The organism is Pelagibius marinus (assembly GCF_014925385.1).
Classification (GTDB): Bacteria; Pseudomonadota; Alphaproteobacteria; order Kiloniellales; family Kiloniellaceae; genus Pelagibius; species Pelagibius marinus.
This window is the reverse complement of sequence record NZ_JACSDK010000011.1, coordinates 78834-96014: the sequence shown is the minus strand read 5'-3', so window position 1 is coordinate 96014 and position 17181 is coordinate 78834. Positions and strand designations below refer to the sequence as shown.

At 66.7% G+C, this 17181-nt stretch carries 14 protein-coding genes; 6 read left to right on the top strand and 8 right to left on the bottom strand.

Annotated elements, in window-relative coordinates; translation table 11 throughout:
- Positions 1 to 481 precede the first annotated feature (481 nt).
- The 5 genes from H7X47_RS14660 (at position 482) to H7X47_RS14640 (ending at position 6724) form a co-directional block, all read left to right on the top strand.
- The gene (locus H7X47_RS14660; RefSeq protein WP_193369459.1) at positions 482 to 1975 is read left to right on the top strand and encodes a sensor histidine kinase; all 1494 of its coding nucleotides are present in this window, start codon (positions 482 to 484) and stop codon (positions 1973 to 1975) included.
- Positions 1976 to 1988: 13 nt separating this feature from the next.
- The gene (locus H7X47_RS14655) at positions 1989 to 2435 is read left to right on the top strand and encodes a response regulator (RefSeq protein WP_193369458.1); all 447 of its coding nucleotides are present in this window, start codon (positions 1989 to 1991) and stop codon (positions 2433 to 2435) included.
- Between the two features lie 18 nt (positions 2436 to 2453).
- The gene (locus tag H7X47_RS14650) at positions 2454 to 4403 is read left to right on the top strand and encodes a hybrid sensor histidine kinase/response regulator (RefSeq protein ID WP_193369457.1); all 1950 of its coding nucleotides are present in this window, start codon (positions 2454 to 2456) and stop codon (positions 4401 to 4403) included.
- Positions 4400 to 4780, top strand: coding sequence for a response regulator (locus tag H7X47_RS14645; RefSeq protein ID WP_193369456.1), 381 nt, complete (start codon positions 4400 to 4402; stop codon positions 4778 to 4780). Before H7X47_RS14650 ends, H7X47_RS14645 begins: the two co-directional genes overlap by 4 nt.
- Before the next feature lie 438 nt (positions 4781 to 5218).
- Complete coding sequence (locus H7X47_RS14640) at positions 5219 to 6724, top strand: aldehyde dehydrogenase (protein ID WP_193369455.1); 1506 nt, start codon at positions 5219 to 5221, stop codon at positions 6722 to 6724.
- Between the two features lie 28 nt (positions 6725 to 6752).
- On the opposite strand, the gene H7X47_RS14635 is transcribed toward H7X47_RS14640, so the two are convergent.
- The 7 genes from H7X47_RS14635 to znuC all read right to left on the bottom strand — a co-directional run bounded on the left by H7X47_RS14635 (position 6753) and on the right by znuC (position 14848).
- Entirely contained in the window at positions 6753 to 8741 is a 1989-nt protein-coding gene (locus H7X47_RS14635) for an adenylate/guanylate cyclase domain-containing protein (RefSeq protein ID WP_193369454.1), read from the bottom strand.
- Between the two features lie 39 nt (positions 8742 to 8780).
- On the bottom strand, positions 8781 to 9809 hold the full coding sequence (locus H7X47_RS14630; protein ID WP_193369453.1) for a type 2 periplasmic-binding domain-containing protein: 1029 nt from the start codon (positions 9807 to 9809) through the stop codon (positions 8781 to 8783).
- Between the two features lie 1397 nt (positions 9810 to 11206).
- Positions 11207 to 11503, bottom strand: a complete 297-nt coding sequence (locus tag H7X47_RS14625; protein WP_193369452.1) for a hypothetical protein — start codon at positions 11501 to 11503, stop codon at positions 11207 to 11209.
- Between the two features lie 94 nt (positions 11504 to 11597).
- Positions 11598 to 12389, bottom strand: a complete 792-nt coding sequence (locus H7X47_RS14620; protein ID WP_193369451.1) for an LCCL domain-containing protein — start codon at positions 12387 to 12389, stop codon at positions 11598 to 11600.
- Between the two features lie 295 nt (positions 12390 to 12684).
- Positions 12685 to 13101: a Fur family transcriptional regulator gene (locus tag H7X47_RS14615; RefSeq protein WP_193369450.1), complete on the bottom strand. Its 417-nt coding sequence runs from the start codon at positions 13099 to 13101 to the stop codon at positions 12685 to 12687.
- Positions 13098 to 13937 carry a metal ABC transporter permease gene (locus H7X47_RS14610; RefSeq protein ID WP_322096491.1) on the bottom strand — a complete coding sequence of 280 codons (840 nt, stop codon included), beginning with the start codon at positions 13935 to 13937 and terminating at the stop codon, positions 13098 to 13100. Before H7X47_RS14610 ends, H7X47_RS14615 begins: the two co-directional genes overlap by 4 nt.
- Entirely contained in the window at positions 13934 to 14848 is a 915-nt protein-coding gene (gene znuC / locus H7X47_RS14605; RefSeq protein WP_322096490.1) for a zinc ABC transporter ATP-binding protein ZnuC, read from the bottom strand. The genes H7X47_RS14610 and znuC overlap by 4 nt, the downstream gene beginning before the upstream one ends.
- Positions 14849 to 14988: 140 nt before the next feature.
- Between znuC and H7X47_RS14600 the strand changes: the two genes are divergently transcribed.
- Entirely contained in the window at positions 14989 to 15936 is a 948-nt protein-coding gene (locus H7X47_RS14600) for a zinc ABC transporter substrate-binding protein (RefSeq protein ID WP_193369449.1), read from the top strand.
- A gap of 16 nt (positions 15937 to 15952) precedes the next feature.
- Here the strand turns inward: H7X47_RS14600 and gbd are convergent, their stop codons facing one another.
- The gene (gbd, locus tag H7X47_RS14595) at positions 15953 to 17065 is read right to left on the bottom strand and encodes a 4-hydroxybutyrate dehydrogenase (RefSeq protein ID WP_193369448.1); all 1113 of its coding nucleotides are present in this window, start codon (positions 17063 to 17065) and stop codon (positions 15953 to 15955) included.
- Positions 17066 to 17181: the final 116 nt, after the last annotated feature.

Genomic DNA, 17181 nt, shown 5'->3' with positions numbered 1-17181 from the left:
GCTGTTCCGGCATCTGCCACAGCGATTACACAGCTCTCCATGCGCTCCAGCGTGCCGAGGCCGGCGCTGCCGTGCCAGCCGTCCGTTCGGCGAAGCAGTAGCGCGCTTCAGGCTGCCCGTGGCCCTCTTGGCGCGGACCATCGGCCAACTAGCGATAGCGTCAGCTTTGATCAGAAAAATGATTGACGAGCAGGGATGAATTCCTCCAAAAATAGTAAAATTGACCCTGCCTCTCCAAGAGGTTGCTGCCGGTGGGAGCTGTGAAAACATAGGGTGACGACGCCAAGTCGGAGTTGCTGGGTAACCGACCTGGAGTGTGTATGTTCGACGACCAAAGACCGCGCGGCAGTCCGATGGCTTTTCCGGCGCCGCGGCATTGGACGATTTCACTTTCGGCTGCTCCGCGCCTACGCGGAAGCCGGTCCTTTCTGTGGGCAGGGGTCGTCCGCCGCCCTGCTGCGCTTGCTGAGAGCCAGGCTTCATGACCCAGGCACCGAGTCGGGAGGCGTACTTCCGTGCCTTGCTGGAGTCCGCGCCCGATGCCGTGGTGATCGCCGACGTCGCCGGCCGCATCGTTCTGGTGAACGCTCAGACGGAGCGTCTCTTCGGGTATCCGCGGGCGAACCTCATCGGCGAGCCCGTCGAAGTCCTGGTGCCGCAATCCCTGCGCAAGCGCCACGTCAACTACCGCGACACTTTCATCGCCGCGCCGCGCGTGCGTCCGATGGGTGAAGGCCTCGAGCTTTCCGGACGCAGGGCCGACGGCAGCGAATTCCCGATCGCCATCAGCCTCAGCCCCGCGGAGACGAGTGACGGCGCTCTCATTATCGCCGCTATCCGCGACGTGACGCATACCAAAGAGGCGGAAAAGGCGCTGCGCGACCGCGAGACGCGCTTCCGGGCACTGCTCGAGGCGGCGCCGGATGCCATCGCGATCGCCGACACCGAGGGGCATATTGAGCTGGTGAACGCGCAGACCGAGCGTCTGTTCGGCTATTCGCGCGACCAGTTGATCGGCCAGAAGGTCGAGGTTCTCGTGCCCGAGCGCTTTCGCGAACGCCACGTCTTCCATCGCACCGGCTACGTCGATGAGCCGCATGTCCGTTCCATGGGCGAAGGACTGGACCTGCACGGCAGGCGCGCGGACGGCAGCGAGTTTCCGGTGGCGATCAGCCTCAGCCCGCTGGAGACCGCCAAGGGCATGCTCGTCATTGCGGCCATCCGCGACGTTACAGAGCGCGACAGGATTGAGCGCGAAGTGCAGAAGCTGAACGAGCAGCTAACGCGCGACAACAGGGAGTTGGCCGCCGTCAATCGCGAGCTCGAGTCTTTCAGTTATTCGGTTTCCCACGACTTGCGGGCGCCGCTGCGCGCCATCGACGGCTTCAGCCAGGCGCTGATGGAAGATTGCGCCGACGCGCTCGACAATACCGGCCGGGATTATCTCAACCGGGTCCGGCGGGCAGCCCAGCGCATGGGAGGGTTGATCGACGACCTCATCATGCTCTCCCGCGTCACCCGCGCCGACACCCACATGCAGGACGTCGACCTCAGCGCCCTGGCTGAGCGCATTGCCCAGAATCTGCGGGAAACCGAGCCGAACCGCCAGGCGGACTTCGCCATCGCACCCGCCCTCCTGGCGCACGGCGATGCGCGTCTGCTGCAGATCGTCCTGGAGAATTTGATGGGCAACGCCTGGAAGTTCACCGCCGGGCGGGTGCCGACCCGCATCGAGATTGGTCGCTGCCGGCACGACGGAGCAGATGCCTTTTTCATCCGGGACAACGGCGCCGGTTTCGACATTGCCCATGCCGATCAGCTCTTCCGCGCTTTCCAGCGCCTGCACGACGCGCAGAGCTTCCCGGGCACTGGAATCGGCCTCGCCACGGTGCAGCGCATCATCCACAAGCACGGCGGCCGCATCTGGGCCACCGGAGAGGTCGACAGGGGCGCGACCTTCTACTTCACCCTGTAGCGGAGCAACGCGCATGTCGGAAAAGACAATTCTGTTGGTGGAGGACAATGCGGACGACGAAGCGCTCACCTTGCGCGCCTTCGCCAAGAACAACATCAAGAACGAGGTCGTGGTGACCCGCGACGGCGCTGAGGCGCTGGATTATCTCTTCGCGCAAGGCGCCTATGAGGGCCGCGATGTCTCGATATTGCCGCAGCTCGTGCTGCTCGATCTCAAGCTGCCGAAGATCGACGGCCTGGAAGTCCTGCGCCGGATCCGCGGCGCTGAGCGGACGAAGTTCCTGCCGGTGGTGATCCTTACCTCCTCGCGCGAGGATCAGGACCTCGTGGAGGGATACCGGCTTGGCGCCAACAGCTACGTGCGCAAGCCGGTCAACTTCGACGAGTTCCTCGAGGCGGCCCGTCAACTCGGCCTCTACTGGCTGCTGCTGAACGAGGTTCCGCAGCGGACGTCGGGATAGAACCACGAAGGCGGGCGCATGGGTAGGGACATAAGCGTTCTCCTTGTTGAGGATTCGCAGGATGATGCCGATCTGCTGATCTGGGAGCTCAAGCGAGGTGGCTACAACCCGCAGAGCCGGCGCGTCGCCTCGGCGGCGGAGTTCACCGCCGCGCTCGACGGTCAGGCCTGGGACGTCATCCTCTGCGACTACACGATGCCGGGATTTAGCGGCGCCGACGCGCTGCGGCTGCTACATGAGCGCGGCCTCGACATTCCCTTTATCTTCGTGTCCGGCACGCTTACCGAGGAGATGGCGGTGGCGGCAATGCGGGCCGGCGCCCACGACTACATCGTGAAGGATCGCATAAAGCGGCTGGTGCCGGCGGTCGAGCGTGAGCTGCGTGACGTCGCGGCTCGCCGCGAGCAGAGGCGCGACAGAGCCGAGCGGGAGGCCGCAGAAAGGCGCTTCCGCGAGGTGCTCGCCATGGCACCGGATGCCATCGTGGCCACGGACGAGAGCTTTCGCATCACCATCTACAACCGTGCGGCCGAGACGCTCTTCGGCTACGCCAGCGAGGAAGTCTTCGGCCAGCCGCTCGACCTCCTGGTGCCCGCGCGCTACCTCGACGCCCATCGAGGCCACATGGCCGATATCGCCGCTGCACAGGGGGCGACGCGCCGCATGAACGAGCGCATCGACATCGTCGGCAAGTGCAAGGACGGCAGAGAGTTCCCCGCCGAGGCGGCCATCTCGAAATTCGCGGAGGCCGGCAGTTCGACCTTCATGACCGTGATCCGTGACGTCAGCGAGCGCCGGGCCATGGAGGCGCAGCTGCGCCAGTCGCAGCGGATGGAGGCGGTGGGACAGCTTACCGGCGGCCTGGCACACGACTTCAACAATCTACTCACCATTGTGATCGGGAACCTCGACCTGGTGACCGAGAGCCTCGACAAGCCGGAGGAAGCCGCCAATCTTGCCCGCACGGCGCTTGATGCCGCCCTGCGGGGCGCCACGCTCACCCGCCAACTCCTCGCCTTCGCGCGCCGTCAGCCGCTCGAGCCCAAGGCCTTCGACATGAACAGGCTGGTCGAGGAGACCCTGGCGCTGCTGCGCCGCACGCTGGGCGAGCAGGTGGAAATCGAAACGAAGTTCTCGCCGGACCTTCACCCCGTACTTGCCGATCGGGCGCAGATCGAGTCGGCCCTGGCCAATCTGGCCATAAACGCGCGCGACGCCATGCCGAACGGCGGATGTCTTTGCATGGAGACGGCCAACAAGATGCTCGACGAAGACTATGCGGCCGTCAATCCGGGCGTGGAGCCGGGCAGCTACGTGATGCTGGCTGTCTCCGACAGCGGCACGGGAATAGATCCGGACGTCGTGGAACGGGTTTTCGACCCCTTCTTCACGACCAAGGCTGCCGGACAGGGGACCGGCCTCGGGCTCAGCATGGTCTATGGCTTCGCCAAGCAGTCCGGCGGCCATGTGAAGATCTACAGCGAACTGGGGCACGGTACGACAGTGCGCCTCTACCTGCCCCGCGCCGATGCGTCGGCATCCCCGTCCGACACTCCCGAGCCGGCGGAACCCGCGGTAAGAGCGACCGGCATCAAGGTTCTCGTGGTCGAGGACAGCGAGCAGGTGCGCAAGGTGGCAGTCAACAACTTGGCCGGGCTCGGCTACATCGTCACCGAGGCGTCCGGTGGCCAAGAGGCCCTGAATTGCCTCGAAGCCGACGAGACAATCGACCTTTTGTTCACCGACGTGGTGATGCCCGGAGGCATGTCGGGACCGGAGCTCGCAGAAAAGGCCCGCGTGCTGCGCCCTGGCCTGAAGGTGCTCTTCACATCCGGCTATGCAGAGATCGCAATCGAGAACGGATCGGCCTTCGGCTTGAAAGGTCACCTGTTGAGCAAACCATACCGAAAGAGAGACTTGGCGCTAAAGCTGCGGGAGGTAATCGAAGCCGAGGACGATTTAGCATGACAGAACGCCAGCTCCTGATGTGTGACGACGAACCGGAAATCGGCGCTTTCGTGCGGCGCATCGCCGAGGATCTTGGCTACCGAATGCACTTCACATCACGAGCGGACGACTTCGGCGCGCTCTATCGCGAAATCCGCCCCGATGTCGTTATCCTCGACCTGGTGATGCCTGGAATCGACGGCATCGAGCTGCTGCATTTTCTGGCGGCGGAGCAATGTCGCGCGCGCATTCTGCTGATGAGCGGCTTCAACCCAAAGATGCTCGAGGCCGCCCAGCTTCTGGGCGAGGCACATGCCTTGGAAATGGTGGGCGTGGTATCGAAACCCGTGCGCGTCAGCGAGCTGCGCGCCCTGTTGCAGGATATAAGAAGCTCATAGCTATGGGTTAGCCGAAGGTACAGCAGTTCACAGGATTCTGCCGGGCCGGGAACTCCGGTTCGCTGGTCCGCATTCAGCACTCGGACAATCGACCGCTTTACCGGCAGATTTGTTAGAGAGTTTCCGCACCGGGTCACTCAGCGACCTGGACGCTGGCGTCGGTGACGTCCGCTGCCGGTGAAAACCCGGAAGTCAGTCGCCGGTGCTGAAGCTGCCGGAGTGAATGTTTGAGAGAAATGCCCAGGTACGCCTTCTTAGGCAATCGACCCCGCCGGAGCGATCTGCCTCCGCTTGGGGCGGAGAAAAGGGGGGATGAGCTACTTCTTGACCTCCTCCGCTCCGGGTGTTCGGATTTGAGGCAGAGAAACGGTCGTTTTACGGGAGCCTCGGCACCATCGAGGCCCACGGCGAAAACGGCGCCTTGACGGGGAGGAAATCATGACGGCGACGGGTGTGGCGGCGGCGGACCAGGAGGCGACCCTTTATCGCCATTACATCGACGGGGACTACGTCGATCCGGCCGGGGGGGCCTGGCTGGACAGCGTCGACCCCTACCGCAACGAGGTCTGGGCGCGCATTCCCCGCGGCAGCGCCGAGGATGTGGACCGGGCGGTAGCCGCCGCCAAGCGCGCCATGACGACCGGGCCCTGGGCCGGGATGTCCGCTTCGGCGCGCGGCAAGGTCATGCGCCGGATCGGCGACCTGGTGGCCGAGAACGCCGAGCGGCTGGCCGAAATCGAGGTGCGCGACAACGGCAAGCTGATGACCGAGATGCTGGGGCAGCTGCGCTATCATCCGGAGTGGTGGTATTACTTCGCGGGCCTCGCCGACAAGATCGAGGGCGGGGTCGTGCCGATCGACAAGCCCGACCATTTCGCCTTCACCGATCACGAGCCGGTGGGCGTCGTCGGCGCCCTGACGGCCTGGAACTCGCCGCTGATGTTCATCGCCTGGAAATGCGCGCCGGCCCTGGCCGCGGGCTGTTCGGTGGTGGTCAAGCCATCGGAATTCACCTCGGCCTCGACGCTGGAGTTCGCCGCGCTGACGCGCGAGGCGGGGCTGCCGGACGGGGTCTTCAACGTGGTGACCGGGCTGGGCCAGGAGGCCGGCGCGGCCCTGGTCGAGCATCCCGACGTCTCCAAGATCACCTTCACCGGATCGGACGCGACGGGGAAGAGGATCTATGAGGCGGCGGCCAGGACCATGAAGCGGGTGAGCCTGGAGCTCGGCGGCAAATCGCCGAACATCATCTTCGCCGACGCCAATCTCGACGCCGCCGCCGCCGGGGCGGTGTCCGGAATCTTCGCCGCCACAGGGCAGACCTGCATTGCCGGATCGCGGCTCCTGGTCCAGAACTCGATCAAGGAGGAAGTGACCGAGCGCCTTGTCGCCATGGCGCAGACCGCGAGGATCGGCGACCCGATGCAGCCCGACACCAACATCGGGCCGGTGACGACGCCGCCGCAGTACCGCAAGATCCTCGACTATATCGAGATCGCCAAGGGCGAAGGCGCGCGGCTGATCGCCGGCGGCGGGCCATCGGATGCGGGCCCGCAATTCGTCCAGCCGACGATCTTCACCGACGTGACCAACGACATGCGGATCGCGCAGGAGGAGGTCTTCGGGCCGGTGCTGTCGATCATCGGGTTCGACGACGAGGAAGAGGCCATCCGCCTCGGCAACGACGTCATCTACGGTCTCGCCGCCGGTGTCTGGACCAAGGACATCGGCCGGGCCCACCGCATGGTGAAGGCGCTGAAGGCCGGCACGGTCTGGGTCAACACCTACCGGGCGATCAGCTACATGATGCCGTTTGGCGGCATGAAGCATTCCGGGCTGGGACGCGAAAGCGGGATCGAGGCGATCCGCGAGTATCTCGAGACCAAGTCGGTTTGGATCAACACCTCCGACGAGGCCCCCGGCAACCCCTTCGTGATGCGCTGAGCCCCCGCCGGGACGCCGCGCCGGGACGTCAATCCTCCGCGCTGCCGTCTTCGGCTTCCGATCGCCGCCCGCTCTCGGGTTGGCTGTCGAGAAGCCGCAACGCCTGGGTCAGGCTTTTCCGGGCGGCCTCGCGATCCGCGGCGGTCATCGCCGCCAAATCTATGTCCAGCCGGAGATGGCTGTGCATCTCGTGGACGCCGCGCCGGGCGCCTTCCGGCCCGTCTTGCGAATCGAGTACGGAGTAGGTCGCGACGGGATAGGCAATGCCCTTGACTTCGACCTCGCCGCGCTCCTCGCAGGCGATCTGCGCATTCACATGCGCGAAGGTTTCGTAGGAGATCAGTAGTTCGCCCGGCGCCGCCAGGGTCTGGAGTCGCGAGGCGATATTCACCGCGCCGCCGATGATCGTGTAATCCAGCCGGTCCTCGCTGCCGAAGTTGCCGACGGTGCAGTAGCCCGTATGGATGCCCATGCGGACCTGCAGGGGGTTCTCGATCCCGGCCTCGCGCCACAGGTCGTGAAGCTCCCGCATCCGCCGCCTCATATCGATCGCCATTTGCAGGCACGCCAGGGCATCCTCCCGGACGCCGCGCGTCTCGGGGTCTCCGAAGAAGGCCAGGATGGCGTCGCCGATATACTTGTCGATGGTGGCGCCATGCTTCAGCGCGATTCGCGACATCTCGGTGAGGTAGTGGTTCAGGAGCTGCGTCAGCTCCTCGGATTCCAGCCGGTCCGCCGTCTCGGTGAAGCCCACGATATCGGAAAAGAAGACGGTCAGCTTTTTGCGGCTGCTGGCGACCTTGACTTCCTGGCGGCCGGCAAAGATGGAATCGTAGACTTGGGGCGAAAGGTATTTCGCCAACTGCTTGGACAGGCGTTCGAGCGCCGTTGTCTTCTCCGCCAGTTCGGCTTCGCGCTGATCGATGACGCCCATGTAGTGCGCCATCGCACCGGCGATCTCGCCGATTTCGTCGGGGTAGGGATCGGAAAGTCCGTGCTGCCGGTCTTCGGCATAGTGCAGGAGAGACTGCCGCATCCTGTCGAGCCGCCGGAACACCCGCTTCCGCAGGACTTCCCAAACCAGGAGGGCGCCTGCGCCCAGCACGATGACGATACCCAGGATAACGAAGAGCGTGATCCTGGTGGTCTCGTTGACCAGCCGGACCTGGGCCTCCAGCTCCGAGCCCGCACGCCAGAACTCGTTGCTGGCACTGCTGAGCAGCCGGTTGGCGATCAGCGAGTTCTCTTCGGCCAGCGCTTTGATCTGAAAGGCGTTCGACAGCTGGGCGGATTTCTCTTCCAGGATCTTCTGACGCGATGCCTGCCACAGCTCGGTGATCGCGCGCGCCGCTGCCGCAGGCCCGGAGGGGTCGGTCATGGCGTCCGCCGGAAGCGCCTCCAGCCGCCGCGTCAGGGCTTCAATGCCGGCCTCCACCTCACGCCGGTTGCGCGCGAAGCGGGCCCGGTTCACGTCCAGCAGCAGGGCGCTGACCTGCGAGATCGCCTGGGTCGCCAGGGCCGCGGTTTCCGCGTCCTTGGCGTTGTCGCCGTCACGCAGGGAATTGAGGATCTGCGTGAACTTCTCGCCCTGCGCTTCGAGGCGCCTCCCGACGGCAATCTGATTGTCCACCGCAGCGGTCAGGCCCGCCAGGTTGGAGATGAGCAGATCGGCGCTCCGCCGCAGGGCCTCGACGCGCTCCGGCCGGGTGAAGAGCCTGTCCAGCTCCTCGATCAGCGCCCGCTGCGAGCTCTCCTTGTCGCGGATGCGCGCCAGCAGCGTATCGAACTCCGAGCGCGTCGGGTTCATGCTGAGCGCCGGCGCGATGGAGCTGGTGGCCGAGGCGTCCTGCGAGAGCTGGGCGAGCTTGACCAGCCGCGGCAGGGATTCCTCGCGCAGGCGGTCGAGTTCCCGTTGAATCTCGAAGAGCCGGAGGCCGATCAGAATCAGGCCCAGCGCGAAGACCACGACGATGCCGGTCAGGATGGCGAACAGCAGGGTGGAGATCCGCTGACGCATTTTGATCGGCACTCTTACCGGATCTTCCACCGGCCCGGCCTATCGGAACGGCGGTGCGTAGATCAGGCCTCCGTCGCGCCACAGCCGGTTGAGCCCGCGATCGATCTTCATCTGGCTGCCTGCCCCGAGATAGCGGTCGAATATCTCGCCGTAATTCCCGGCCCCGGCGATGACCTGCCGGGCCCAGTCCGGCGCCAGGCCCGCCGCGGCGGTGCCCTCCACCTCGTCCACGCCGAGAAGCCGGCGGACTTCCGGGTCGGGACTGTCCAGGTGATCCTTGTAGTTGGTCCGGGTGATGCCCTTCTCCTCCGCCACGACGGTGGCGAAGATCGCCCAGCGCACGATATTCGCCCAGGTCATGTCACGGGTCGACACATAGGCGACCAGGGGCTCTTTCGAGATGATCTCGTCATGCAGGACATAGCTGTCCGGGTTGTCGAAGGCCGAAGAACGCATCGTCGCCAGCGCGAAGCGGTCGGTCGTCAGCAGATCGCAGTGGCGGGAAAAGAAGGCATCGTTGCGCCCCTGCGATGACTCGAACGGCAGGACCTCCCAAGCGAGACCGTGCCGCGCGATGAAGTCGTTCAGGTTGCCGATGGTCGTCGTCGCCCGGGACACGCAGACCGACGCGTCTGTGAGCTCGCTCAAGGCCCCATCGACGGCGCCGCGATGAGACATGAAGCCCTGGCCGTCGTAATACAACACGGCCGCCGGCGTCAGCCCGAGCGAGAGATCCCGGGAGAAGGTCCAGGTCACGTTCGAGACGTAGATATCGGCGTCGCCTTCGGCGACGCTCTGCAATCCGACGCGGATCAAGGTCGGCGACATTTCGACGGTTGTCCTGTCGCCGAAAACCGCGAGCGCAACCACTCTGCAGAATTCCGGAAAGAAGCCCTCGTAGCCTTCCGGGCCGATGCGGGTATCGCCCACCAGCCGGTTGCCGATCGAGCACTTGACGTAGCCCCGCGCGCGCACCGCGTCGAGAACGCTTTCGGCAGCAGGCGCGTGGTTTGCGCCGAGCGAGACAGCCAAAGCGGTCAGGGCGATGAAAACTGCAGGCGTTTTCATGGCGGTTCCCCTCGATGCAGCGACGATATCATGAGCCGCCATGCCTGCGAACCGGGCAAACCGCCGCTGCCCGGATCACGCGAGTCCGGGACCGGCTTGCGACCCTGTATCAGACCTGCGTGCGAGGCCGGCCGGACCCCGAAAGCACTGCGCCGGCACGGGGGGCCGGCGCCGGACCCCAAAAGCGAAGCGCCGGCAAAGATGCCGGCGCTGAAGCTGTCGGAATGAAAGTCTGAGAGAAGTGCCCGGGCGCGTCTTGGCTTGGGGTCGGCGCCCGGGGCGGCTCTTCGGACTAAACGATGGCGTAGACCACCATCAGCACGCCCCACACCGCGAAACCGGCGATGAACTGCTCGACTGTGGTCCGTGTGCTCGTCTCGTATGTTTCGCTGGTCATTGTCTTCTTCCCGTTTCGGCGGGGGCCCTGGCCTGCGAGGATTTCTCTCCTCGGGGGGCGCGGCCCACCGGATGGCTCGCTGTCCTGACTATGAATATAGGCAGCGGCCGCCCGAGCCGGTGTGCGGAACCCCACACTCCGCGGAGATTGCCGGGGAAGCCATTGATTCGGCGGAAGATTTTTCGGGATCTTTAATGCCGATTGCGCGCAGAAAGTGATGTGCGCCCCGAGGCAGGAAGCCGGAGGTTTTGAAGAAGCCCGTGGCCGCTGCTCGCGCCAGCCGGCACGATCTGCGGGTCGCTTCGACGAAAGCGGGACGTCTCGTTGCGGTGGGCCTGGTCTGATGGACTTCAGTCCAGCGGATGCGATGCTGACCTGCCCCGGGTCTGGCCCCGCTCGTTCGTTCAGATCGCGGTTGTTCCGAAAACGACCTGGCGCCAGGTGCCAAAAGCGAAGCGCCGGCATTTCCTGCCGGCGCTGAAGCTTTCGGATTGAAATTTCGAAGAGGTGCCCGGGCGCGTCTTGGCTTGGGGTCGGCGCCCGGGCGGCTCTTCGGACTAAACGATGGCGTAGACCACCATCAGCACGCCCCACACGGCCAGGCCGGCGATGAAGTGCTCGACTGTGATCCGTGTGTGCGTCTCGTGTGATTCGCTGGTCATTGTCTTCTTCCCGTTTTCGGTGGGGGCTCTCGGTCCTGGAGGATTTTCATCCTCGGGAGGGGCTCGGCCCACCGGATTGCTCGCTCTCCTGATGATGAATATAGGGAGGGGCCGCCCCTGACGATGTGCGGAACCCCACACTCCGCGGAGATTGCCGGGGAAGCCATTGATTCGACGGAAGATTTTTCGGGATCTTTAATGCCGATTGCGCGCCAAATCTGTTGTCCGCCGGGGCCGATGAACCGCCGGTAGCGGCGCCCTGCCGTCCCCGCGCCCGCTAAAGTGGCGCCGCGGCCGGGCCGGTCCACCGGGCCGCAAGCCCGGCCGGGCCGGGCGCCTCAACGCACCGAACTGAGGAGGCCGCGGTCCGCGAAGGGGAACAGCACCGCCAGGGCGACCAGGCAGACCAGGCCGAAGGCGATCGCCGCCCTGGCGCCGGGGCCGCGGCTGCCCAGCCGGTAGACCACCAGCAGCAGGACCACCGCCAGCAGCGCCACGGCCAGGCTGACCGCGTTGGCGAGGGGCACGCCCAGGGCGGTGGCGGCGCTGGGCTCCATCTGGTTATGGACGATGGCGGCGGCCGTGATGCCGAGCGCCCCCAACAGCAGAACCACGCCGACGACCACGCCGATCATGGCGCGCTTCCTTGTCCCAAGTCGCCCGGGCGTTGAGATCTTGAAGCGGCTTGCCCGGCCGGCGCTCCGCGCCGGCCGGATAACGTCCCTTCGATCACTGCGCCACCGGCGCGTCGACGAAGGAGATCGTGGTGTGGCCGCCCGGGCCGTCCTTGCTCTCCACGCCGTTGCGGATGCTGCCGACCAGCTTGTCCTTGCCGGGATCCATCTGCACGGTGACCAGGCCGCCGTCGGTGGTGATCTTGCCGGCATGCAGCGCCGCCACGCAGACGAAGCTGGCGAAGGCGTAGGAATCCGTGCCGGAGATGCGGCGCAGCTTCTTGCCCGCCGGGGCCGAGGCGCAGTTGAAGGTGAACTGCTGGCCGACCAGGTCCTTGTTGGCGAGACCGGTGGAGGTGAACTTGGTGTTCCAGTCGATCCGCTGGATGTAGGGCTGCTGGGCCGCGTCGGCGGCAGCCGCCGTCTTCGCGTTCACGAAGACGATGCTGCGCTTCGTGCCCGGCAGATCGGCGCTGGCGATGCCGTTGCGTTCGGAGCCCTGGTAGGACTCGAGACCGGGATTAAGCTGCAGGGTGATAAGGCCGCCGTCCGTGGTGATCTCGCCGGCGTGCAGCGCCGCGACGCAGATCGGGTTGGTGCTGGGATAGGCGTCGGTGCCCTGGATCGCCTCGTCCTCGTCGCGCAGGCTGCGCGGCGGGCACTTGGCGGTGAAGCGCTGGCCGACGAACTTGTCGCTGTCCATCTGGAAGTGCTTCAGCGGGGTATTCCATTCCAGTTCCGGAACCATCGGCGACTGGCTCTGCGCGGCGGCGCCGTTCGCAAAGCTGAGCGCCAGGGTCAGACCGACCGTGGAAGCGGCGGCAAGGGCGGTGAATTTCCTGTTCATTGGACTCGGATCTCCTTTTGGATTTCGGCAATTGGGCCGGCGGAGCCTGAGTGCCATCCGGAAAGTCGCCCTGAAACCTCGTCACCGACGGCCGACCGGCGGCCGCGCTGGCGCGCCGCCTTAGGCTGGTCGTATCGGCGAAGGATTCGGTTCAAAGAAACTTTCTGGACGGACGCACCAATTGCACGTTCATCCACCCCTGCGCGCGAAGATAGCGATCCCCGCGGCGATGACTATGGGAAAAGTCACACGACGCTGTTGGGAAAATGCAGGAAGCGATTTCGGGGTAGCGGCGCTAATCCCGCCCGGCGCAGTGTGCGCAGCGGCCGTGCAGTTCAACCGTCATGCGGCGGGTCTGGAAACCGTTGCGCCCGACCTCGGCGGAAAGCCTTTCTTCCGAGGGCAGCGAGAATTCGGCCACCTCGCCGCAGTCGTCGCAGATCGCGAAGCCGGCCGCCGCGTCCGCCTCGTGGGCGCGGTCGTGGTGGCAGCAGGCGACGAAGGCGTTGAGGCTCTCGATGCGGTGCACCAGCTCGCGCTGGCCCAGCGTCTCCAGGGCCCGATAGACCTGGACGGGCGCGCGCAGGCCCTCGCCGCGCAGGGCATCCAGCAGCTCGTAGGCGGTCATGGCCTTGCCGGAAGCCTGCAGGCGCTCCAGCACCAGTTGCTGGTTGCGGGTCAGCTTGCGGCCCGGGCTCTGCGCCGCCGTCATCGCGCGCCCTCCCGCCCGCCGCCGCGCCGGCCGCCGGAGCGGTTCAGGGCCAGCGGCAGCAGGCCGCCCAGGAACAGCAGCAGCGCCGCCACCACCACCGAGGGGCCCGAGGGCGTGTCGAACTGCAGCGAGCCGAAGAGGCCGAGCGCCACCGCGAGGGCGCCGAAGCCCGCGGCCAGCAGGGCCATCCGTTCCGGGCCGCCGGCAAAGCGCCGCGCCGTCGCCGCCGGGATGACCAGCAGCGAGGTGATGAGCAGGATGCCGACGATCTTCATGGCGATGGCGATGACCGCCGCCATGAGCACCATGAAGGCGAGGCGCGTGCGCTCGGGATGCAGCGCCTCGGCGGCGGCCAGCTCCTCGCTGACCGTGCCGGCGAGCAACGGCCGCCAGATCAGCGCCAATATGCCCAGCACCGCGGCGCCGCCGCCGTAGATCAGCGCGATGTCGAAGCGCGAGACCGCCAGCAGGTCGCCGAAGAGATAGCTCAAGAGGTCGATGCGCAGCCAGGCCATGAAGGCGACCAGCACCAGGCCCAGCGCCAGCGTCGAGTGCGAGAGAATGCCCAGCAGCGCGTCGGTGGGCAGGGCCACCTGGCGCTGCAGCAGCACCAGCGCGAAGGCCACCGTGGCGGTGATGGCGAAGACGCCGAGGGTGATGTGGATGTCGAAGAGGAAGGCCAGGGCGACGCCGAGCAGGGCCGAGTGCGCCATGGTGTCGCCGAAGTAGGCCATGCGCCGCCAGACGATGAAGCAGCCCAGCGGGCCCGCCACCAGCGCCACCCCGATGCCGCCGATCAGGGCGCGGGTGAAGAAATCGTCAAGCATGGGCGTCATCCGGCATCGCCGCCGCTCCCCTGCCCCTGCCCGTGGCTGTGCCCATGGTCGTGATCTTGGCCGCAGGACCCGTGATCATGATCGTGTTCGGGCACGACGCGGCCCCCGTCCGCTGTGCGGACCACACGCCCATCTTCCAGGTGGACGTGGTCATGGTGGTGGCGGTAGATGGCCAGGGCCGAGGCCGCCTGGGCGCCGAATAGCGCGCGGTACTCGGGGCTCTCGGTCACCACCTGGGGCGTGCCGGAGCAGCAGACGTGGCCGTTGAGACAGACCACGGTATCGGTCTGCCCCATGACGATGTGCAGGTCGTGGGAGATCATCAGGATGCCGCAGCCCAGGCGCTCGCGGATGTCGTGGATCAGCTGGTAGAGCGCGATCTCGCCGGCGAAGTCGACGCCCTGCACCGGCTCGTCCAGCACCAGCAGCGCCGGGCGGCGGATGATGGCGCGGGCCAGGAGGGCGCGTTGGAACTCGCCGCCGGAGAGCTGCTGCACCGGCGCCTCGGCCAGGTGCTCGATGCCCACCTCCTGCAGCGCCGCCCGGATCTCCGCCGCGCCGTGGCGCCCGGTGAGCGTCATCAGCCGGCGCACTGTCAGCGGCATGGTCCAGTCGATGGTGAGGCGCTGCGGCACGTAGCCGATGTTGAGGCCGGGCCGGCGGATCACCTCCCCGGCGCTGGGCTCCAGGATGCCCAGCAGGGCGCGCACGGTGGTGCTCTTGCCGCTGCCGTTGGGGCCGATGAGGGTGACGATCTCGCCGGGGCGGATCGCCAGGTCGACGCCGCGCACCAGCCAGCGGCCGCCGCGCTGCACACCGAGCCCTCTCACCTCGATCAGAGGCGCAGCCGGCGCGGCGGCAGGCTGCGGGACGGTCTGGCCCGGCGTTTCATTGCTTGCGGTCAGCGACACGGTTTGAACCTCTGGCACGGGTGCCGACGACCCAGAGGGATCCAACAGGTATTGGCCCAATAGGTCATTGTCAGGCTGGACTCCGAACGTTATATCATTACATTTTCTGTCCGCCCAGAACTTTATCGAGAAGGGTTCCCATGCGTCGACCCCGCCTTTGGTCCTGCTTCCCCGCCGCCCTCGCCGCCCTGGCCCTGGCCTCCGTCCTGCCCGCGTCCGCCGCGCCGGTCACGGTGGTCACCTCGATCAAGCCGGTGCATTCCCTAGTGGCCGCGGCCATGCAGGGCGCGGGCACGCCCCACCTGATCGTCGAGGGCGGCGCCTCGCCGCACAGCTACAGCCTGAAGCCCTCCGACGCCGCGGCGCTGGAAGAGGCCAAGGTCGTGGTCTGGGTCGGCGAGAGCCTGGAGACCTTCCTCGCCTCCTCCATCGCCACCCTGGCCCAGGACGCCGAGGTGGTGGAACTGTCCGGGATCCCCGGCCTGAAGCTCCTGCCCTACCGCGCCGGCGGCGCCTGGGAGGCCCACGAGGAGGAGGAAGAACACGACGAATCGCACGGCGACGGTGAGCACGGCGAGACCGACATGCACCTCTGGCTCGACCCGGACAACGCCAAGGCCATCGTCGCCGCCGTCGCCGAAGCCCTGACCCGCGCCGATCCCGACAACAGCGGCATCTACCTCGCCAATACCAGGATCATGTCCTACCGCCTCGACCAGCTGGTCCAGGAGGTCGAATACGACCTGGCGCCGGTGAAGGACGCACCCTTCGTCGTCTTCCACGACGCCTTCCAGTATTTCGATACCCGCTTCGCCCTCAACAATGTCGGCTCGGTCACCGTCGACCCGGACCGCCAGCCGGGCGCCGCGCGCCTGAAGCAGATCCGCGCCAAGGTCGCCGAACTGGGCGCGCGCTGCGTCTTCGCCGAACCGCAGTTCGAGCCGCGGCTGCTGGAAGTGGTGACCGAAGGCACGCAGGCGAAGGTCGGCCTGCTCGACCCCCTGGGCGCCGACATCCCCGACGGCCCGGAACTCTATTTCGAACTGCTGCGCCGCAACGCCGCCGCCCTGAAGGACTGCCTCGGCTGAGCCGGATGAAGGGGGGCTAGAACGCTTCCTGCAGCAGGGCGAAGTAGTCCGCCTCGCTGGCCAGGCGCGGGTTGGTGGCGTGGCAGTGGTCCTTCAGCGCCGCCTTGGCGATCGCCGGCAAGACGGCCTCGCCGACGCCCATGGCCGAGAGCGTCGCCGGCAGGCCGATCTCGGCGTTGAGCCGCGCGATCACCTCGTCCGGCGCGCCGCCCAGCAGCACCGCCAGCTTGTCCCACTTGGCGCCGATGGCCGCGCGGTTGAAGCGCAGCACCGCCGGCAGCAGCACGGCGTTCAGGGTGCCGTGGTGCAGCGACAGGCCGGGCAGCGCGCCCAGCGGGTGCGACAGCGCGTGCACCGCGCCGAGACCCTTCTGGAAAGCCATGGCGCCTTCCATGGCCGCCATCATCATGTCCCAGCGCGCCTCCTTGTCGCGGCCGTCGGCGACGGCGCGGCGCAGGGCGCCGAATCCGCGCGCGAGACCTTCCAGCGCGATGGCCTCGGCCGGCGGATTCACCGCCGGCGACATGTAGGTCTCCAGGCAGTGCGCCAGGGCGTCCATGCCGGTAGCCGCGGTCAGCTGCGGCGGCAGGCCGTAGGTCAGCTCCGGATCGCATACGGCAATGCTGGGCAGCAGCAGCGGCGAGAGCACGCCGAGCTTGCGGCCGTCCTCCATGATGATGACCGCGCCGCGGCCGACCTCCGAGCCCGTGCCCGCCGTGGTCGGCGCCGCGATCATCGGCGGCAGCGGCCCCTTGATCTTCGCCACGCCGCCTTCGACGGCCGCGTAGTCCGCCAGCGGCGGGGCGTGCACCGCCAGCAGACGCAAGCCCTTGGCGAGGTCGATCGACGAGCCGCCGCCCAACGCGACGATGCCGTCACACTTTTCCGCCTTGTAGCGCTCCAGCGCCTCCAGCACCGCCGCCTCGGTGGGATTGGCCGGCGTGCCGTCGTAGACCGCCGGCATCGTGGCGAAATACCCGCCGATCTGCGCGGTCAGACCCAGGGCGGTCAGGCCCGCGTCGGTCACCAGCAGCGGGCGCGTCATGCCCAGCTCGGCGCAGAAGTCCGGCAGCTTCTTCGCCAGACCTTCGTCGAACTCGATGCGCGTCAGGTAGGAGATGGTCGCCATTACATGGTCTCCGGTTGGCGTTCTCGTGGCTTCGTGCTTCTCGCGTAGCGGCACTGCGAAGGTTATACCTATACATCTTCGTCGTCCCGGGGCTTGTCCCCGGGACCCATTGGCAG

Excerpts from the sequence above, each read along its gene's own strand:
- gbd (WP_193369448.1), bottom strand. The coding sequence starts at position 17,065 with ATGGCGACCATCTCCTACCTGACGCGCATCGAGTTCGACGAAGGTCTG.
- H7X47_RS14640 (WP_193369455.1), top strand. The coding sequence starts at position 5,219 with ATGACGGCGACGGGTGTGGCGGCGGCGGACCAGGAGGCGACCCTTTAT.
- H7X47_RS14655 (WP_193369458.1), top strand. The coding sequence starts at position 1,989 with ATGTCGGAAAAGACAATTCTGTTGGTGGAGGACAATGCGGACGACGAA.
- H7X47_RS14620 (WP_193369451.1), bottom strand. The coding sequence starts at position 12,389 with ATGAACAGGAAATTCACCGCCCTTGCCGCCGCTTCCACGGTCGGTCTG.
- H7X47_RS14610 (WP_322096491.1), bottom strand. The coding sequence starts at position 13,937 with ATGACGCCCATGCTTGACGATTTCTTCACCCGCGCCCTGATCGGCGGC.
- H7X47_RS14660 (WP_193369459.1), top strand. The coding sequence starts at position 482 with ATGACCCAGGCACCGAGTCGGGAGGCGTACTTCCGTGCCTTGCTGGAG.
- H7X47_RS14615 (WP_193369450.1), bottom strand. The coding sequence starts at position 13,101 with ATGACGGCGGCGCAGAGCCCGGGCCGCAAGCTGACCCGCAACCAGCAA.
- H7X47_RS14650 (WP_193369457.1), top strand. The coding sequence starts at position 2,454 with ATGGGTAGGGACATAAGCGTTCTCCTTGTTGAGGATTCGCAGGATGAT.
- H7X47_RS14630 (WP_193369453.1), bottom strand. The coding sequence starts at position 9,809 with ATGAAAACGCCTGCAGTTTTCATCGCCCTGACCGCTTTGGCTGTCTCG.
- H7X47_RS14635 (WP_193369454.1), bottom strand. The coding sequence starts at position 8,741 with ATGCGTCAGCGGATCTCCACCCTGCTGTTCGCCATCCTGACCGGCATC.
- H7X47_RS14625 (WP_193369452.1), bottom strand. The coding sequence starts at position 11,503 with ATGATCGGCGTGGTCGTCGGCGTGGTTCTGCTGTTGGGGGCGCTCGGC.
- H7X47_RS14645 (WP_193369456.1), top strand. The coding sequence starts at position 4,400 with ATGACAGAACGCCAGCTCCTGATGTGTGACGACGAACCGGAAATCGGC.
- H7X47_RS14600 (WP_193369449.1), top strand. The coding sequence starts at position 14,989 with ATGCGTCGACCCCGCCTTTGGTCCTGCTTCCCCGCCGCCCTCGCCGCC.